Source organism: Kribbella sp. C-35 (genome assembly GCF_046549195.1).
Lineage (GTDB): Bacteria > Actinomycetota > Actinomycetes > Propionibacteriales > Kribbellaceae > Kribbella.
Genome location: NZ_JAJPWG010000001.1, coordinates 93,955 through 110,623, shown reverse-complemented (window position 1 = coordinate 110,623; position 16,669 = coordinate 93,955). Strand labels below are relative to the sequence as shown.

General features: G+C 69.0%; 18 protein-coding genes. 14 read left to right on the top strand and 4 right to left on the bottom strand.

What is annotated here, in order from left to right:
• Nucleotides 1-18 precede the first annotated feature (18 nt).
• From folP to ACLJOO_RS00545, 5 genes are read left to right on the top strand one after another with little or no spacing between them, the layout of a single operon-like run.
• Complete coding sequence (gene folP, locus ACLJOO_RS00565; RefSeq protein ID WP_410787104.1) at nucleotides 19-831, top strand: dihydropteroate synthase; 813 nt, start codon at nucleotides 19-21, stop codon at nucleotides 829-831.
• Nucleotides 831-1,556 carry a pyrimidine reductase family protein gene (locus ACLJOO_RS00560; protein WP_410784759.1) on the top strand — a complete coding sequence of 242 codons (726 nt, stop codon included), beginning with the start codon at nucleotides 831-833 and terminating at the stop codon, nucleotides 1,554-1,556. The genes folP and ACLJOO_RS00560 overlap by 1 nt, the downstream gene beginning before the upstream one ends.
• Nucleotides 1,557-1,559: 3 nt before the next feature.
• Complete coding sequence (locus tag ACLJOO_RS00555) at nucleotides 1,560-2,261, top strand: class III extradiol dioxygenase subunit B-like domain-containing protein (RefSeq protein WP_410784758.1); 702 nt, start codon at nucleotides 1,560-1,562, stop codon at nucleotides 2,259-2,261.
• Nucleotides 2,262-2,274: 13 nt separating this feature from the next.
• Complete coding sequence (locus tag ACLJOO_RS00550) at nucleotides 2,275-2,874, top strand: hypothetical protein (protein ID WP_410784757.1); 600 nt, start codon at nucleotides 2,275-2,277, stop codon at nucleotides 2,872-2,874.
• A gap of 32 nt (nucleotides 2,875-2,906) precedes the next feature.
• Nucleotides 2,907-3,845, top strand: a complete 939-nt coding sequence (locus ACLJOO_RS00545) for an alpha/beta hydrolase (RefSeq protein WP_410784756.1) — start codon at nucleotides 2,907-2,909, stop codon at nucleotides 3,843-3,845.
• A 102-nt stretch (nucleotides 3,846-3,947) separates the two neighbouring features.
• On the opposite strand, the gene ACLJOO_RS00540 is transcribed toward ACLJOO_RS00545, so the two are convergent.
• Nucleotides 3,948-4,592 carry a hypothetical protein gene (locus ACLJOO_RS00540; protein WP_410784755.1) on the bottom strand — a complete coding sequence of 215 codons (645 nt, stop codon included), beginning with the start codon at nucleotides 4,590-4,592 and terminating at the stop codon, nucleotides 3,948-3,950.
• A gap of 133 nt (nucleotides 4,593-4,725) precedes the next feature.
• On the opposite strand from ACLJOO_RS00540, the gene ACLJOO_RS00535 reads away from it, so the two are divergent.
• The gene (locus ACLJOO_RS00535; RefSeq protein ID WP_410784754.1) at nucleotides 4,726-5,112 is read left to right on the top strand and encodes a hypothetical protein; all 387 of its coding nucleotides are present in this window, start codon (nucleotides 4,726-4,728) and stop codon (nucleotides 5,110-5,112) included.
• Here ACLJOO_RS00535 and ACLJOO_RS00530 read toward each other — a convergent pair whose 3' ends face one another.
• Nucleotides 5,113-6,093, bottom strand: coding sequence for an ABC transporter substrate-binding protein (locus ACLJOO_RS00530; RefSeq protein WP_410784753.1), 981 nt, complete (start codon nucleotides 6,091-6,093; stop codon nucleotides 5,113-5,115).
• Between the two features lie 65 nt (nucleotides 6,094-6,158).
• Here ACLJOO_RS00530 and ACLJOO_RS00525 point away from each other — a divergent pair, with 65 nt between their 5' ends.
• The 7 genes from ACLJOO_RS00525 (at nucleotide 6,159) to egtC (ending at nucleotide 13,093) form a co-directional block, all read left to right on the top strand.
• The gene (locus ACLJOO_RS00525) at nucleotides 6,159-7,175 is read left to right on the top strand and encodes a FecCD family ABC transporter permease (protein ID WP_410784752.1); all 1,017 of its coding nucleotides are present in this window, start codon (nucleotides 6,159-6,161) and stop codon (nucleotides 7,173-7,175) included.
• Nucleotides 7,172-8,200 carry a FecCD family ABC transporter permease gene (locus ACLJOO_RS00520; RefSeq protein WP_410784751.1) on the top strand — a complete coding sequence of 343 codons (1,029 nt, stop codon included), beginning with the start codon at nucleotides 7,172-7,174 and terminating at the stop codon, nucleotides 8,198-8,200. Before ACLJOO_RS00525 ends, ACLJOO_RS00520 begins: the two co-directional genes overlap by 4 nt.
• A gap of 3 nt (nucleotides 8,201-8,203) precedes the next feature.
• Nucleotides 8,204-8,977 carry an ABC transporter ATP-binding protein gene (locus tag ACLJOO_RS00515; protein WP_410784750.1) on the top strand — a complete coding sequence of 258 codons (774 nt, stop codon included), beginning with the start codon at nucleotides 8,204-8,206 and terminating at the stop codon, nucleotides 8,975-8,977.
• Nucleotides 8,974-9,633 carry a (2Fe-2S)-binding protein gene (locus ACLJOO_RS00510; RefSeq protein ID WP_410784749.1) on the top strand — a complete coding sequence of 220 codons (660 nt, stop codon included), beginning with the start codon at nucleotides 8,974-8,976 and terminating at the stop codon, nucleotides 9,631-9,633. The genes ACLJOO_RS00515 and ACLJOO_RS00510 overlap by 4 nt, the downstream gene beginning before the upstream one ends.
• Nucleotides 9,634-9,789: 156 nt before the next feature.
• Nucleotides 9,790-11,019: a glutamate-cysteine ligase family protein gene (locus ACLJOO_RS00505; protein ID WP_410784748.1), complete on the top strand. Its 1,230-nt coding sequence runs from the start codon at nucleotides 9,790-9,792 to the stop codon at nucleotides 11,017-11,019.
• Nucleotides 11,016-12,353, top strand: coding sequence for an ergothioneine biosynthesis protein EgtB (gene egtB / locus ACLJOO_RS00500; protein ID WP_410784747.1), 1,338 nt, complete (start codon nucleotides 11,016-11,018; stop codon nucleotides 12,351-12,353). The genes ACLJOO_RS00505 and egtB overlap by 4 nt, the downstream gene beginning before the upstream one ends.
• On the top strand, nucleotides 12,353-13,093 hold the full coding sequence (gene egtC / locus ACLJOO_RS00495) for an ergothioneine biosynthesis protein EgtC (RefSeq protein ID WP_410784746.1): 741 nt from the start codon (nucleotides 12,353-12,355) through the stop codon (nucleotides 13,091-13,093). The genes egtB and egtC overlap by 1 nt, the downstream gene beginning before the upstream one ends.
• 36 nt (nucleotides 13,094-13,129) lie before the next feature.
• On the opposite strand, the gene ACLJOO_RS00490 is transcribed toward egtC, so the two are convergent.
• Nucleotides 13,130-14,326, bottom strand: coding sequence for an RNA-guided endonuclease InsQ/TnpB family protein (locus ACLJOO_RS00490; RefSeq protein WP_410784745.1), 1,197 nt, complete (start codon nucleotides 14,324-14,326; stop codon nucleotides 13,130-13,132).
• Between the two features lie 97 nt (nucleotides 14,327-14,423).
• Here ACLJOO_RS00490 and egtD point away from each other — a divergent pair, with 97 nt between their 5' ends.
• Nucleotides 14,424-15,389: an L-histidine N(alpha)-methyltransferase gene (egtD, locus tag ACLJOO_RS00485; RefSeq protein ID WP_410784744.1), complete on the top strand. Its 966-nt coding sequence runs from the start codon at nucleotides 14,424-14,426 to the stop codon at nucleotides 15,387-15,389.
• On the opposite strand, the gene ACLJOO_RS00480 is transcribed toward egtD, so the two are convergent.
• Nucleotides 15,386-16,666 carry an extracellular solute-binding protein gene (locus ACLJOO_RS00480; RefSeq protein ID WP_410784743.1) on the bottom strand — a complete coding sequence of 427 codons (1,281 nt, stop codon included), beginning with the start codon at nucleotides 16,664-16,666 and terminating at the stop codon, nucleotides 15,386-15,388. The two genes, egtD and ACLJOO_RS00480, sit on opposite strands and share 4 nt — an antisense overlap.
• Nucleotides 16,667-16,669: the final 3 nt, after the last annotated feature.

Sequence of the window (16,669 nt, the reverse complement as noted above, 5' to 3'; positions counted from 1 at the left end):
GCCGGTGAATTCGCGCTGATGGCGATCATCAACCGGACGCCGGACTCGTTCTTCGACCGCGGGGCGACGTACGCGACCGACGCGGCGTTCGCGGCGATCGACAAGGCCGTCGCCGAGGGGGCCGACCTGGTCGACATCGGCGGCGTGAAGGCCGGGTACGGCGAACCGGTCAGCGAGACCGAGGAGCTCCGCCGGACCGTGGACTTCGTGGCCGCGATTCGCGCCCGGCACCCGGACCTGGTGATCAGCGTCGATACGTACCGCAGCGGTGTCGCCCGGCAGGTCGCGGCGGCCGGCGCCGACCTGATCAACGACACCTGGGCCGGCGCCGATCCCGACCTGGTGAACGCCGCCGCCGAGGCAGGCACCGGGCTGGTCTGCAGTCACGTCGGCGGCCTCTCACCGCGCACCGATCCGCACCGGATGGCGTACGACGACGTGGTCGCGGACGTGATCCGTACGACCACCGCCCTCGCGGACCGCGCGCTCGCCGCTGGCGTCCGCCCGGACGGCATCCTGATCGACCCGACCCACGACTTCGGCAAGAACACATTGCAGTCGCTCGAGTTGACCCGCCGCCTCGACGAGCTCGCGGCCACCGGCTGGCCGGTCCTGGTCGCGGTGTCGAACAAGGACTTCATCGGCGAGACCCTCGAACTGCCGCCGGGGCAGCGCGGCAACGGTACCCTCGCGGCGCTCAGCGTCTCGGCCTGGTTGGGCGCCCGCGTCTTCCGTGTGCATGACGTACCGGCCGCGCGGCAGGCCCTCGACTTCATCGCTGTACTGCGCGGCACCGCGCAGCCCGCCGGAACCCGAAGGAGCCTGGCTTGATGCGCCGCCTGGACGATCTGAGCGACGAGGAACTGATCGCGGCCTACGAGGTCGCGGACCGAGCGGTGCCGCACCTGCGCGCCAACTTTGTGAGCAGTCTGGACGGCGCGGTCGAGATCGACGGCCAGTCGAAGGCGCTGTCGAGCGACTCGGACAGCCGGGTTTTCAGCGTGATCCGGCGGTTGGCGGACGTCGTCCTGGTCGGTGCGGGGACGATCCGCGACGAGGGCTACAACCCGTTGAAGCTGTCCGCGAAGGCGCGCGAATGGCGTACGGCGACCGGGCTCGCCGAGAACCCGACGCTCGCGATCGTGTCGTCGCGGCTCGAACTGAGTCCGGTGAATCCGGTGTTCAAGTCCGCCGCACGGCCGATCGTCGTCACGCATGCGAGCTCGCCGGAGGACCGGCGGGAGGCGCTCGCGGAGGTTGCCGAGGTGCTTGTGCTGGGGGAGGTGACTGTCGATCTGCAGGCGGTCGTCGACGAGTTCGCCGCGCGTGGGATGACGCAGATCCTGTCCGAGGGCGGGCCGCATCTCCTGGGTGCGTTGACTGCGGCCGATCTGGTCGACGAGCTGTGTCTCGCGTTGGCGCCGCTGCTGGCGGGACCGGGGTCCAGCCGGATCACTGCTGGGGCTCCGTCGACCCTCACTCGGCGGATGAAGCTTGGAGCGGCGCTGTCCGCGGGGGACGACTACTTCTTCTTCCGCTACCTCCGGGAGGCATGAGTCGTGCCTGTCGTTGCTGCGGCGGTCTGCCCGCATCCGCCGCTCCTCGTGCCTGAGGTCGCGTCCGGCGCCGCGCCCGAGCTCGACGACCTACGCGCCGCCTGCCTGGCCGCTGTCGAATCACTCGCCACGGCAGCGCACATCGTGGTGATCGGATCCGGCTCGCCCACCCAGGAGGCCGGGGTCGGCACGTACGACGCCGCGGCCGGCGGGTCGTTCGGTGCCTACGGTGCGCCCGGCGTGCGGTTCGGCTCAGGCCAGCCCGTCCTCCCGCTGTCGCTGGCGATCGGCGGCTGGCTGCTCGAGCAGACCAAGGCCGCCCAGCTCCCGCGCACCTATCGCTCAGTCCCGCCCGCCACCCCTCCGAACGAGTGCATACGACGAGGACGAGAGATTGCTGACGGCAACGACAGCATCGGTCTGCTGGTCATGGGCGACGGCTCGGCCCGCCGCAGCGAGCACTCGCCGGTACACCTGCATCCGCGCGCAGAGATCTTCGACACCACCGTCGCAAACGCCTTGCACCACAGGGATTTCGACGTACTCAAGGCCCTCGACCCCGACCTCGCCGCCGAACTCCAGGCGGCCGGGCGCGCACCCTGGCAGGTCCTCGCCGGAGCCCTCGAAGGTACGTCGCTCTCCGGCGACCTGACCTACGAAGCAGCGCCGTACGGCGTCGGCTACCTCGTCGCCACCTTCACCTAGAGATACTGGTTCGGTGACGGAGGAACGTACGGGGTACCGCCGGTCGGCGAAGTCGCCGCGTGGTGAGGCGCGGCGGCGCGAGTTGCTGGACAAGGTCGCGGACGAGCTCGGGGTGAACGGGCTGGTCGACTTCTCGCTGAGGCGGGCGGCGCGCGCGGCCGGTACGACGCACAAGGTGCTGCTGTACTACTTCGACGGACCCGAGGACCTGCTCACGCAGGCGGTCCTGCAACTGCGCGAACGCCGGATCAGCCGCGCGATGGAGGCCGCCGGCGAAGGGCCGGACCGGCCGCTGGCGGACCGGGTGCGGTCGATGTGGCCGACCCTGATCGGCGTCGAGTCGGGGGTGCTGGATCAGGCGATCGGGCTCGCGATGTACGACGCCGGGCGGTACGCCGACCTCGCGCGATCGGCGTCACGCCAGTACCTGCCGGCGTTGCTGTCGCTGTGCCCGGACGCGTGGGAGGAGCAGCGCAAGACCGAGGTCGCGGAGCTGATCCTGGCGACGTTGCGCGGGTTCCTGATCGAGTGGCGGACGAGCGGTGACGCGGCCGGAATCGAGGCCGGGTTCGCGGCGCTGCTGCGGGCGCTGGAGCGCGAGGAGCGGGCCTAGACGTTTTGCGAACCACGTGGTTCACTTTCGATATGCGCGAGAAGGTGGGCTTCACGAGTGGCGGCGTCGCGTGCGCGGCCTGGCACTACCCGGGGACCAACGGCGGGTGCGTGGTGATGAGCGGCGGCTTCGGGGTGACGAAGGAGCCGGGGACAGACCGGTTCGCGGAGCGGTTCGCCGCGGCCGGATTCGGCGTACTGGCGTTCGACTACCGCAACCTCGGCGAGAGCGGGGGCGAACCGCGGCAGGTCGTGCGCGTATCCGATCAACTGGCTGACTGGCGGGCCGCGATCGCGTACGCCAAGACGCTCCCGGGCGTCGAACGGGTGGCGATCTGGGCGTTCTCGCTGCCCGGCGGGTACATCGTGCAGCTCGCCGCGGAAGATCTCGGTGTCTCGGCCGCGATCGCCCAGTCGGCCAACGTCGACGGCCCGACCGTGACCCGCAACGCCTCCCGCTACCAGACGTCCGGCAGCGCGCTTCGTTTGATCGGCCGCAGCCTGCTCGACCTGGTCGGCAGCCTCCTCGGCCGTCCGCCTCGCCTGGTGGATCTCGCCGGCCCTCCCGGCACGGTCGCCCTCCTCAACACCCCGGACGCCCAGCTGAGCAACGCGACCCTCAACCCGGGCAACCGCTACCCCGAATGGCAGCAGGCGATCGCAGCCCGTTCCGTCTTCCCTGCCGCGTTCTATCGCCCTGCGAAGTACGCGTCGCAGGTCCGCTGCCCGATCCTGTACGTCGTCTGCGAGGACGACCAGTCCGCGCTAGCAGCCCCGACTCTCAAGGCCGCCGCGAGCACCCCGAACGCCGACGTACTCCAGGTCCCCGGCAACCACTACGCGCCCTTCATCGACGCCCACGAACAGGTGGTCGAGGCAGAGGTCACGTTCCTCAACCGACACCTGGCACCGGCGCTTTCCGGAAAGAAACAGTCACCTGCTGCCGAAAACCTTCCGGAAACCAGCAGTTAGCTGGCTCTCCCATCCGACATGCGGTTCGGCTGTCGCGCGGAAGGCCTGCCTTGTCCGGGATCGCGCCGGATCAGCCCACCCACATGCATCACGAGAGCCGGTTTAGTCGGACTCGACCGGGACATCCGGCCACCGGGAGGCGGTGTCGGCGAGATCGTTACGTCCCGCGGCGCGGAGTTGGTCGACCAACTCGTGACGGGCACGGCGTACGACGGCTACCGCCTCGTCGGAGGTGCTGTGCGGGCCGGACCAGTTGCACACCGCGTCCCCGGCGTACCAGGCACCTGTGGCGGTCCGACATACATGTGCTGTCGCCAGACGAGCAGCAGGCAGCGGTACGTCGGCCAACTCGACGACCGCGTCGACGGCGACCACTGCTGCGGACAGGTCGTGCAGCGGACGCAGCTCGACCGCATCCGTCAGCACGAACTCATAGCCGGCTGGCGCCCGTTCACCCAGCCAAGCGAGCGCCTCCTGCGCCGTCTCGTGCAGCAGCTGAGCATTCGACGGATCCGCCAGCGTGTGCACGCCGCACTGTCGCGTGTGCGTCGGCCGCAGCTCGTTCTGCCACAGCCGCACCTGCAGCTCGTCCCGCCCCGACAACCGCCGCCCGAGAATCCGCGCCAGCCCGACGACATCGAAGTTCAACTCGTCATTCGTCCGCCGCCGCCCCGGCACCAGCTCCTCACCGACCCGCGTCCCCCGAGTGGTCCACGGACCGACATGCCACCGCACGAGAGCCGTCATACCCGCACCTTATTCGGTCACTCTCGGACAGGCCGACGTACTACCGGCCGCGATCAATCCGGCGCCACCGCAGACCACCGTCCTGTCGACCACCACCGCGACCGCGACCACCACCGGCACGGTCACCGAGACCGTGACGGAGACGCCGGTCGCCCAGATCACCGATTCCGGGAGCCCGAGCACTCCGCAGACGCTGGCGCCCGGCACGCTGGCCATCACCATCCAGATGGGCAGCTACGGCAAGATCGGACCGGGCGAGTACCGCGCCGGCGCGCTACCGACCACCAGGGCCCAGGTGCTGGACGAGACCGGTCACTACCCGGCGACCGGCTGCTATCCGACCTGGGTGCTCAAGCGCGGATCCGTCGTCATCAAAACCGTGCGGAGCGGGTCCTGCGGGGACAGCTTCACCATGTCCAGCGACTCACTGGAGGTCCGGGGTGTCTATCACCTGACGGTGTCCGTCGTGACCGAGGCAGGCGCCAAGGGCACGAAGACCGAGGACTTCAAGGTGAGCTGATCACTCGGGCTTGACGGGTGCCGGTACGTCGAAGGTCTTGGCCAGGTCGGTGAGCATGGACCAGGCGCCTTGGAGGCCGACGGCGGTCATCCAGGTGAGGTCGGGGACGTCGTGGACCTTGGTGGCGAGCGGCTTCCAGAGCGGGTTGGCCTTGAACTGGGCCTCGGTCTTCTTGCTCAGGCCCTTGTCGTCGGCGTACGTCGCCACGAAGATCGCGTCGGCGTCCGCGTCCTTGATCCGCTCCGGGCTGATCTCGAGCGCGAAGCCGGCGACGTCCTGCGACTTCGGCCGCTTCAGGCCTGCGTCCTTCAGCACGATCCCGGAGTAGCTCGCGTTCTGGTACAGCCGGGTCGGACCGTCGACGAACCGCACCACGGAGATGGTCGGATCACCAGCCTTGGCGTTGATCGCGGCGCCGACCGTCTTCGCGGCCTGCTCGTACGCCGAGATCTCCTTCTCGGCCAGCTCCTCGGCGCCGACCGCCTTCGCCTCCAGCCGGATGTTGTCCTTCCAGGTCGCCCCGGTGGTCTCGGACATGATCGTCGGCGCGATCGCGGACAGCTGGTCGTACAGCTTCTCGTGCCGGACCTTCGCGCTGATGATCAGGTCCGGGTTCAGCGCGGCGATCTTCTCCAGGTTCGGCTCGGCGAGGGTGCCGACCGACTGGGCCTCGGCGCCGTACTTGGTCCGGTCGTCGCCGAGGTAGTCCGGCAGCTTCCCGTTGATAGTGCGGTAGTCGGTGTACCCGACGACCGGGGTGTCCAGGATCAGCGTCGCGTCCACGTAGCTGGTGTCGAGCGCGACCACCCGCTTCGGCTTGGCCTTGATCTCGGTCTTGCCCATCGCGTGCTCGATCGTCCGCGGGTACCCGGCGCCGGCGGCGCCGGCCGAATCGGCGGGTTCATCAGCGTCCGACGACCCGCAGGCCGACAGGGCGAGGGCCGCGACAGCGAGCAGGGCGGTGATGCGGGGCAGGCGCACAGGTGTCTCCAGGTAACGGGATATGGTGACTCACGACCTCAGCGAAGTAAGGCAAACCTAACCATATGTGCTCCGCCACTCCCACTGCGAGTCGACCGGTACGCCGTGCCGCCGCGCTCCTCGCCCTGGTAGTCGTCCTGGTGCTCGCGTTCGCGGCCAGCCTCGCGCTCGGCTCGCGCTGGCTCGGGCCGGGCGCGGTGTGGCACGCGCTGACCGCGAACACCGGATCGGATCCGGACGTGATCGTGCGCAGCCTGCGGTTCCCGCGCACGGTCGTCGCGGTCCTGATCGGACTCTGCCTCGGAATCGCCGGCGCCTTGATGCAGGGGCACACCCGCAACGCGCTGGCCGAGCCGGGCATCTTCGGCGTGAGTTCCGGCGCGGCGTTCGCCGTCGTCCTCGGGCTCCAGCTCGGCCTGGTCGAGTCCGTCTCGTCGACGGTCTGGGCCGCTTTGCTGGGCGCGTTGATCGCGACGTTCGCCGTACAGCGACTGGCGTCGCGGGGCACCGGCTCGACTCCGGTCGGCCTGGCGCTCACGGGCGCGGCCGTCGCGGCGTTCCTCGGTGCCCTGACGTCCGCCATCGTGCTCCTCGACGCGGACACGTTGGACAGCTACCGGTTCTGGGCGGTCGGGTCCGTCGCCGGCCGCGGAATGGATGTCGCCGGCCAGGTCCTGCCTTTCGCGGTCATCGGCTTGCTGCTCGCAGCGATCAACGCCCGTGATCTCGACATGCTTGCCCTGGGCGACGATGTGGCCGCGGGCCTCGGGCTGTCGATCCGGCGGGCCCGGCTGCTCGGTCTGGGCGCGATCGGTCTGCTCACCGCGGCCGGTGTCGCGGCGTGCGGCCCGATCGGGTTTCTTGGCCTGCTGTCCGGCCACGTCGCGCGACGGATCTTCGGCGCCCGCAACACCTGGCTGATCCCGGCCGCGGGCGTCGTCGGCGCGACCGCCTTGGTCCTCGCGGATCTTGTCGGCCGGCTCGTCGGCGGCGCGGGCGAAGTACAGGCGGGTGTCGTCCTCGGCATCGTCGGCGCCCCGATGTTCGTGCTCGTCGTACGTCGCCGGGCGGTGGCCCTGTGAGATCGCGGACGGTCGTCCTCAGCATCCTGTTCGCGGCCCTCGCGATCGTCGTCGCGCTGGTCTCCTTGAGTGTCGGTACGACGAAACTCCCGCTCGCGGACGTGGTCGAGGTACTGCTCGGCGGCGGCCGTCGCGGCACCCGGCTCGTCGTACTGGAACTGCGCCTGCCGCGAGTCGCGACCGGTCTGCTCGTCGGCATCGCCTTCGCCGTGTCGGGCGCACTCCTGCAGACGCTGTCCCGCAACCCGCTCGCCAGCCCGGACATCGTGGGTGTGAACTCCGGTGCGTCCGCGGGCGCCGTCGCGGTGATCGTGCTCGCCGGTACCGGCGGCGGCAACATCTCGGGCGTTGCGGCCAAGGTCGGCATCCCGTTGGCCGCGGTCCTCGGCGGGCTGCTGGCCACGCTGATCGTCGGTGCGTTGTCGATCCAGCGCGGCGTGGTGGACGCGGGCAAGGTGGTGCTCATCGGCGTCGGGATCGCGGCCGCGGCGAACTCGCTGGTCGCCTGGCTGCTGGTGATCGGCGACGTCAACGACGCCGGCCGGGCGGCCGCCTGGCTGGTGGGCTCGTTGAACTCTCGGGCGTGGAGTGACGCGATTCCGGTCTTGATCGCCGTTGTGCTGCTGTTGCCGGTAGCAATGATGTTCAACCGCGACCTGTCCGCGCTGGTGCTCGGGGACGACGTGGCGTCGTCGCTCGGCGTTCGGGTGGCGCGGATCCGGTTGGCGCTGCTGGTGATCGCGACGGTGCTGGCAGCTATGGCGACTGCGGGAGCCGGTCCGATCGCGTTCGTCGCGTTGGTGGCGCCACAGGTCGCGCTGCGCCTGACCCGGATGGAGCGACCGCCGTTGCTGACCACTGCGATGCTGGGCGCGCTGTTCGTTGTACTGGCTGACCTGCTGGCGCGGAACGGGTTGCAGTGGGCGCAGGTCGGTCCGTACGAGCTACCCGTCGGCGTGCTCACGGCCGCGTGCGGAGCGCCGTACCTGCTTCACCTCATCGGCCGTCAGCAGAAGGGACGCTGAACCGTGCACGTCGAGAACCTGACCCTGGCGTACGACGCTGATGTGCCGGTGGTCGACGGACTGACGCTGGAGGTGCCGTCCGGGCAGCTGACCGCCGTTGTCGGGCCGAACGGGTCCGGTAAGTCCACACTGCTGCGTGGGATGAGCAGACTGCTCGCTCCGAAGAGTGGGCGGGTGCTGCTGGATGGCAAGGACATTCACGAGCTGCCGGCGCGTGAACTGGCCCGCAGGCTCGGTGTCCTGCCGCAAGGGCCGGTGACGCCGGAGGGGATCACGGCTGCCGAACTGGTGTCGCGCGGACGGCATCCGCATCGCGGTCTGTTCGGGCGGCTGACAGGGGAGGACGACGCCGCGATCAACGAGGCGCTGCAGGCAGTCGAGCTGACGGAGCTCCGCGACAGGCCAGTCGACCAGCTGTCCGGTGGTCAGCGTCAGCGGGTGTGGATCGCGATGGTGCTGGCACAGGGGACGCAGCACCTGCTGCTGGACGAGCCGACGACGTACCTGGACCTCGCACACGCTGTAGACGTGATGAACGTGGTCCACGCGGCCGCCACGTCCGGCCGGACCGTTGTGGCGGTGCTGCACGACCTGACGCTGGCAGCGCAGTACGCCGACCACCTGGTGGTGATGGGGGACGGGCAGATCGCCGCGCAGGGCGGTCCGGTCGACGTACTCACAGCGGCGTTGCTGGACGAGGTGTTCGGGCTGAAGGCCACGGTGGTGGAGGTCGGTGGCGCGCCCGTCGTCGTACCGGATCGTAGGCTGGCTGGATGAGCTACACCGTGAGCCGTCTGGCGGACGTCCTGGCTGACTCGGTCAGCTGGCTGTCCGTGCGTACGGCGGCTGCGGTGCCCGGACCGGACTGGGTCTCGTGTGCGGACCTGATCGCAGAGCAGCAGGCCGGCGGCGACCCGACGTACTCGTGGCGCGCGGCCGCCGCGGCTGACTACGCGCGGGACTACTCGATCGAGCCGCCGGTGCAGGTCGCGGCCATGTTCACGCTGATGTGGTACGTCCAGGTGCCGTCGCTGGTTGCAGGTGTGACCAGTGCAGTCACCGGGATGTCTCCGGATGTGTCACCGTCGTCGTTGGCGTTCAAGCGGCACCCGCTCGCGCACTACCCGGCCGAGGTGGCCCTGCTGTCGGACGAGGTCGTGCCGCTGCCTACAGCGGCCGCGCAGCTCAAGGACCACACCAAGGCGTTTCTGGACGGCTACGAGCCCGGTGTGAAGCTGGGTTCGCTGCAGCGGTTCGGGGCGGTGGATGACGAGGTGCGGGCGGCGATTCGGCTGCCCGACGAGGCGCCGTACGCCGAGGACGCCGCGGCGGCGTTCGAGGTGTCGTTGGAGGACAAATTGCGAACCTCCTGCTGTTACTTCTACGTGCTGCCGAACGTGACGGCCTGCTCCACCTGCCCGCGTTTTCGCTGAGAGCTGAACCAGAGCGGCCTTTGTCCGGATCCGGCCGGAAATTGTCGGTGGCCTCGGGGAGCATGCTCGGCATGAGTCGACACACACCCCAGACGTCACCGGCAGGTAATTTCTGGTCGGTTGTCCAGCCCCTGGCCCGGAGCTAGGTTCGCTGACGTGACCTCGTCCGGTGGTTCTCCGGCGACGACTCCGATCGGCTCCCGGGCCGAAGCGGAGGGCTACGTCGCGATGGTCTGTTTCAAGCACGGTCCACCTCGGCTGTACGGCGTCGAGCTCGAGTGGACCGTGCATCATGCGGATGATCCGCACCGGCCGCTCGACGCCGGCATCCTGAGCAAAGCCCTGGGCGTGCACGCCCCCGCGACCCTGGTGAGAGGCAGTCCGCAGCTGCCGCTGAGCCGAGGCGCGCTGGTCACCGTGGAGCCGGGTGGCCAGGTAGAGATCTCCGGCCTCGCGTCGGACTCGATCCCGCAGCTGATCGACGACACCGCCGCCGACGCGGCCGAGCTGACGGCTCTGCTGCAGGATGCGGACCTGGTCCCGGGCGCCTACGGCCTCGACCCCTTCCGCACACCGCGCCGCATCCTCACCGTCCCGCGGTACGCCGCGATGGAACACGCCTTCCAGCGCCTCGGACCGCACGGGCCGCGGATGATGTGTAGCACCGCCGGCCTGCAGATCTGCCTGGACGCCGGCGAAGCGGACCAGACCCCTCTCCGCTGGCGCGCACTGCACGACCTCGGACCAGCTCTGGTCGGCCTGTTCGCCAACTCCCGCCGCCGCGCCGGTGCCGACACCGGCTGGGCCTCGGCCCGCACCCAGGCGACCTTCGGCACCTGCGCTCCGTTCACCGAGCCGCCACCGCTCGACGCCGACATGGCTGATCCCGCCGCCGCGTGGGCCCGGACGGCGATGGAGGCGCCAGTTCTCTGCCTGCGGCGCGGCGACACGTGGGACGCACCCACCGGGCTGACGTTCGGGGCCTGGGCAGACGGACAGCTGCCCGGCGACAGACCGACGTACGACGATCTCGACTACCACCTGTCCACGCTGTTCCCGCCGGTCCGGCCGCGCGGGTATCTCGAGGTGCGCTACCTCGACGCGCAGCCGGGGGACGGGTGGATCGCCCCGACCCTGCTGCTCACCGCACTGATGTCCGCTCCGATCGACCAGGTGCTGGCCGCGGCCGAGCCTGCTGCCGGCCGCTGGTTCCCGGCGGCTCGTGAAGGGCTGAACGACGCCTTGGTACTGCGTGCCGCGCGCGATGTGGTCGCGCTGGGTACCGAGGTGATGGACCGGACCGGTGTGGATCCAGAACTCATCGCTGCCGTCGCAACCCGGCTGCAGCGCGTCGTCGACACCACCCACGGAAGGCGAGCTTCATGAATCACCAACTGTCCGATCTGTCGCCCGAGGGGCTACGTGCCTTCGTCGGTGAGCAACTCGAGCGGTCCAGGGCCCGGACGGTCCAGTTGACCGATGCGGTCGACACCGACGACCTGGTCAGGCAGCACTCCAAACTGATGTCGCCGCTGGTCTGGGACTACGCGCACATCGGCAACCAGGAGGAGCTCTGGCTGGTCCGCGACGTCGGCGGCCGTGAGCCGCTGCGCCAGGACATCGACGAGCTGTACGACGCGTTCCAGCACCCGCGCGCGGAGCGGCCGGCGCTGCCGTTGCTGGGGCCCGTGGAGACACGTGCCTATGTGACCGAGGTGCGGGACAAGGTGCTGGATGTGTTGGACCACGTGAAGTTCGATGCCGGGCGTGAGCTGGTGGACAACGCGTTCGCGTTCGGCATGATCACGCAGCACGAGCAGCAGCACGACGAGACGATGCTGGCCACGCACCAGCTACGTGAGGGTGCGCCGGTGCTCGACGCGCCGCCGCCTCCTGCGGGCCGGCCGCTGCCGTCGTCCGAGGTGTTCGTGCCGGGCGGTGTGTTCGAGATGGGTACGTCGATCGAGCCGTGGGCGTTGGACAACGAGCGGCCCGCGCACGGCGTACACGTGAAGCCGTACGTGATCGACACCGTGCCGGTGACGAACGGGGATTACCTGCGGTTCGTGCTCGGCGGCGGGTATCAGGATCCGCAGTGGTGGTCCGAGGCCGGGTGGGCGCATGTCCAGAAGGCCTCGCTGGTCGCGCCGCGGTTCTGGTCGCAGGTCGACGGCGAATGGTGGCGGTTGCGGTTCGCGCACCGGGAGCTGTTGCCGCTGGACGAGCCGGTGATGCACGTCTGCTTCTACGAGGCGGAGGCGTACGCGAAGTGGGCCGGCAAGCGGCTGCCGACCGAGGAGGAGTGGGAGTTCGCGGCGCGGTTCGATCCTTCGAGCGGCCGGACGCGGCGGTTCCCGTGGGGTGACGAGTCGCCGGGTCCGCAGCACGCGAACCTGGGCCAGCGGCACCTCCGGCCGGCGCCGGTCGGTGCGTATCCGGCGGGTGCCTCGCCGCTCGGCGTGGAGCAGCTGATCGGCGACCTGTGGGAGTGGACGTCGAGCGACTTCCGCCCGTACCCGGGATTCCGCGCGTGGCCGTACGACGAGTACTCGCTGGTGTTCTTCGGGCCTGACTACAAGGTGCTCCGCGGCGGCTCGTTCGGCACCGACGAGGTCGTTGCCCGCGGCACCTTCCGGAACTGGGACTACCCGATCCGCCGGCAGATCTTCGCCGGCTTCCGCTGCGCCCGCGACGCACGCCCCGAGGAATTGCACGCCTGATGTGCCGTCATCTGGCCTACCTCGGCCCACCCGTCACGCTGTCGTCACTGCTGCTGGAGCCGGAGCACTCACTGTACGAACAGAGCTGGGCCCCCGCCGACATGCGCGGCGGGGGATCGGTGAACGCGGACGGCTTCGGCCTCGGCTGGTACGTCGACGGCCGGCTCGTCCGGTACCGGCGCAACGTCCCGATCTGGACGGATCAGAACCTGCCCGACCTGGCCGGATCGATCCGCTCCGGAGCCGTGTTGGCCGCCGTACGCAACGGGACCGTCGGCATGCCGTACGGCGAAGCGGCCGTCGCACCGTTCGCGCGGGACAACTGGTTGTTCAGCCACAACGGGCGGGTCCCGGGCTGGCCGGACGCGACCCTCAAACTCGCCGAACAACTCCCGGTCGCCGACCTGCTCCGCCTGGAAGCACCCGTCGACTCGGCGCTGCTCTTCGCGCTCATCACCGACCGACTGCGCGCCCAGTCACCTGCCGATGCGGTTGCGTCAGTTGTGCGTGACGTCGAGGCGGCCGCACCCGGCTCCCGACTCAACCTCCTACTGACCGACGGCGAGCAGCTGATCGCGACGGCGTGGACGCACGCGCTCCACGTCCGACGTACCGAGAACTCGGTCACCGTCGCCTCCGAACCATCCGGCGCCGACGACTGGACCGCCGTACCCGATCGATCCCTGCTGGTGGCCACCGCCACGACACTGCAGATCGCCCCGATGGAAGGACGAGATTGACGTCCTCCTCGCCTGCAGAGGCGAGGATTCCAACTACTACACGGAGGCAGTGAGTTGAGGTTCACGCTTCTGGGAGACCCGCACGGGCGTCTCTCGGCGTGCACTGACGGCCCGTCCGGCCGCGATGTTGACGGCCGCGTTCACGTCTGCGTTGGCCTGATGCCCGCAGGCTGCGCACCGGAAGACCGCTTGACTCTTGCGATTCTCCGCTGCGCGATGCCCGCAAGCACTGCAGGTCTGCGACGTGAACGCGGGACTGATCTTCTCCACCCGGCCCACTGCTTTGTGCTCGATACGACGTACGAGGTTGCCCCAGCCGTTGGCCAAGATCCCACGGTTGAGCCCAGCCTTGGCCCGGCGACCGTTCGGCACGTAAATGCCGGGCTGTCCTGCGTCCGGTCGTGGTTTGGGCCGCCTGGTCAGGCCCACGATGCGGAGGTCTTCGACACGAATGAGGTCGTACCGTCGGGCCAGATCGGTACTGAGCTTCTCCACCCAGTCTCGGCGGCGATCCGCGGACCGGCCCAGCAACCTGGCGACCGCTTGCTTGAGACGGCGATGTCGATTGGAGCCGAGGCGACACCGGGTGAGACGGCGTTGCAGGAGCTTGACTCGCTCCTGCTCTCGATCGGACAGCCCAGGGCAGATCAAGAGTTCGCCGGTAGACAGAGCCGCCGAGACGGTGACGCCGCGGTCCACGCCAACGACCTCGCCGGTACCAGGCGCGGGAATCGGCTTCGGGAGGACCGCGAACGCGATGTGCCAGCGGCCCACACGGTCTCGGGTGATGCGGTACGACTTGGCGTCGGGCATCGCACGGCACAGCCGGAATCGCACCCAGCCGACCTTTGGCACCAGCACCTGCGTCCACTTCCGGCTCAACTTCACGACTCTGCAGGCCTGAGCGCCAACAACCCGGAATCCTTCGTGTCTGCCCGCCTTACGCCAGGTCGGGCGTCGGTGCGTCCCGTTGTAGAAATTCTTGACCGCCTGGTCGAAGTCTCGCAGCGCCTGCTGCTGGACGGTCTGCGACCCGGCCCGCAGCCAGGCGAATGCGGCTCTGGCTTCGGTCAACTGCCGGCACTGCTCCGTAAATCCTGGTGTCGGGGTCTTGTCGCGGGTCCACATCGACCATTGCTCAAGCGCCAGGTTCCACAGGTACCGGGCATGCCCGCACTGCTCCAGCAACGCAGACTGCTGTGCTGCAGTCGGGTACATCCGGAACCGGGACATGCAACAGATGCAATCAGCTGGGACCGACAGTCCCCGACATCCGAAGGGAGGAGCCGCGGTTTCTCCCCACACAATGGCTGGGCTGCGGCGAATACTAGTGACCCTCATCGACGTACATCTGACGCCGGACTATGCGGCTCGGGCATTGCGGGAGGATGTTCGGGCGGGGTTGGCGGCGACGCCCAAGTGGTTGCCGCCGAAGTGGTTCTACGACGCGCGGGGGAGTGAGCTGTTCGAGGAGATCACGCGGCTGCCGGAGTACTACCCGACGCGGGCCGAGCGGGAGATCCTGCACGCGCGGGCCGGGGAGATCGCGGCGATCACCAACGCGCACACGCTGGTGGAGCTCGGGTCCGGGTCGTCGGAGAAGACCCGCCTGCTGCTCGACGGGCTCCGGGCTCACGGCACGCTCACGTCGTTCGTCCCGCTCGACGTGTCGGAGTCTGCGCTGCGCGACGCGTCCGACGCCATCAACGCCGACTACCCGAGTCTCGACGTACACGGTGTGGTCGGCGACTTCACCGCGCACCTCGACAAGCTCCCGGGTGATCCGCCGCGGGTCGTCGCGTTCCTCGGCGGCACGATCGGGAACCTGATCCCGGCTGAGCGGGAGGCGTTCTACCATTCGGTTCGCGAGGTTCTTGAGCCGGGCGAGTGGCTGTTGCTCGGCACTGATCTGGTGAAGGATCCGGCGACGTTGGTTGCGGCGTACGACGACTCCGCCGGTGTCACCGCCGAGTTCAACAAGAACGTGCTTCGGGTGATCAACCGGCAGCTCGGCGCGGACTTCGACGTGGACGCGTTCGAGCACGTCGCGCTCTGGGATGAGGACAACGAGTGGATCGAGATGCACCTGCGCGCCACCCGCGCGATGCGCGTGCTGATCCCGGAGATCCACCTGGAGATCACGTTCGAGGAGGGCGAGGAGATCAGCACCGAGATCTCCGCCAAGTTCTACCGCTCCGGTGTCGAAGCCGAACTCGACAAAGCGGGCTTCACCCCGGCCGCCTGGTGGACCGACAACGAAGCCCGCTTCGCCTTGTCACTCTGGGAAGCGGTTTAGCTTCCCTGTTTGATCAAGTTGTTGATCTTGTCGACGTAGGACGGGAGGTCGGTGATCGGCTTCTTGCCGCTCAGGATGGGCTGGTAGTTGGCGGTCGTGAGATCGCCGACCTGCGAGGCCCACTGGGTGGTGAAGCGGACACCGACCGTCTTCTCCGCGGACAGGTCAGCCTTGACCGTGTCGACGACGGTCTGCTGCTGCGCCTTGGTGAGGGCGTCGAAGTAGCTCGTCTGCGCGGGCGTGTACGCCGGCGGCGCCACCGGCGATGCCGGCAGTACGGCGTCCCACACCTTGGTGTTGATGTACTCGAGCACCTTGTACGTCGCGTCCTGGTCCTTCGTGTACTGCGGCGTGCAGATCCCGACCGAGTCGTACAGCGTGGTCGGCGTCTGCACCTGCGGGAACGGCGCGAACCCGTACTTGATCTTCGGCTTGTCGGTCTGGAACCCGGCCGCCAGCCACTGCCCGCCGAACGTCATCGGCACCTTGCCGGCCGCGAACAGCGACTGCACGTTCGCCGCGTCGTACCCGGGCGGCGCGACCGACCCGTTCTTGATCGCGGCGGCCAGCTTCTCGACGCCTTCCTTGTACTTGTCGTCGGCCTCGGCCTTCGTCGGGTGATTCACGTTGTCGGTGAACGGCGCGCCGCCGGCCGAGACGGAGTACATGCTCATCGTGAACGGCCCGTCCGGACCGGTCAGCTGGTCGGCGACCAGGCCGTACTTCGCCCCGTTCTTGTTCGCCAGCTTCGCGGCCGCGGCGTACATCTCGTCCCACGTCCAGCCGGCCTTCGGCAGTGGCAGGCCGGCCGCGGTGAACGCGTCGGCGTTGTACCAGACGCCGTACGTGTTCATCAGCGACGGCAGACCGCCCATCTGACCGTCGGCGGTCTTCCAGTTCTCGATCGCGGACGGCACGAACTTGTCGGCCTTGAAGTCGCCGTCACCGTTCTTGAGCTTGTCCGCCCAGTCGACCAGCAGGCCCTGCGACGTGTACTGCTGCTCGGTGTCGTTACCGCACCAGAACAGGTCCGGCAGCTGCTTCGCCTGGGTCAGCGACGCGAGCTTGTCGCCGTACTGGCCGCTCGGGGTGTCGAGCAGTTCGACCTTGACGTTGTCGTCCTTGAAGTCCGCGAGGGCCTTCTTGATCGCGGCGTTGGTCTCGGCCGACTCCCAGGTCATCACCTTGACGGTGACCGGCCCGTCGCTCGAGCCGCCGTCCGACCCGCCGCTGCAGGCCGTTGCCGCCAGCAACCCCGCGCACGCCAACGCGGTCACACC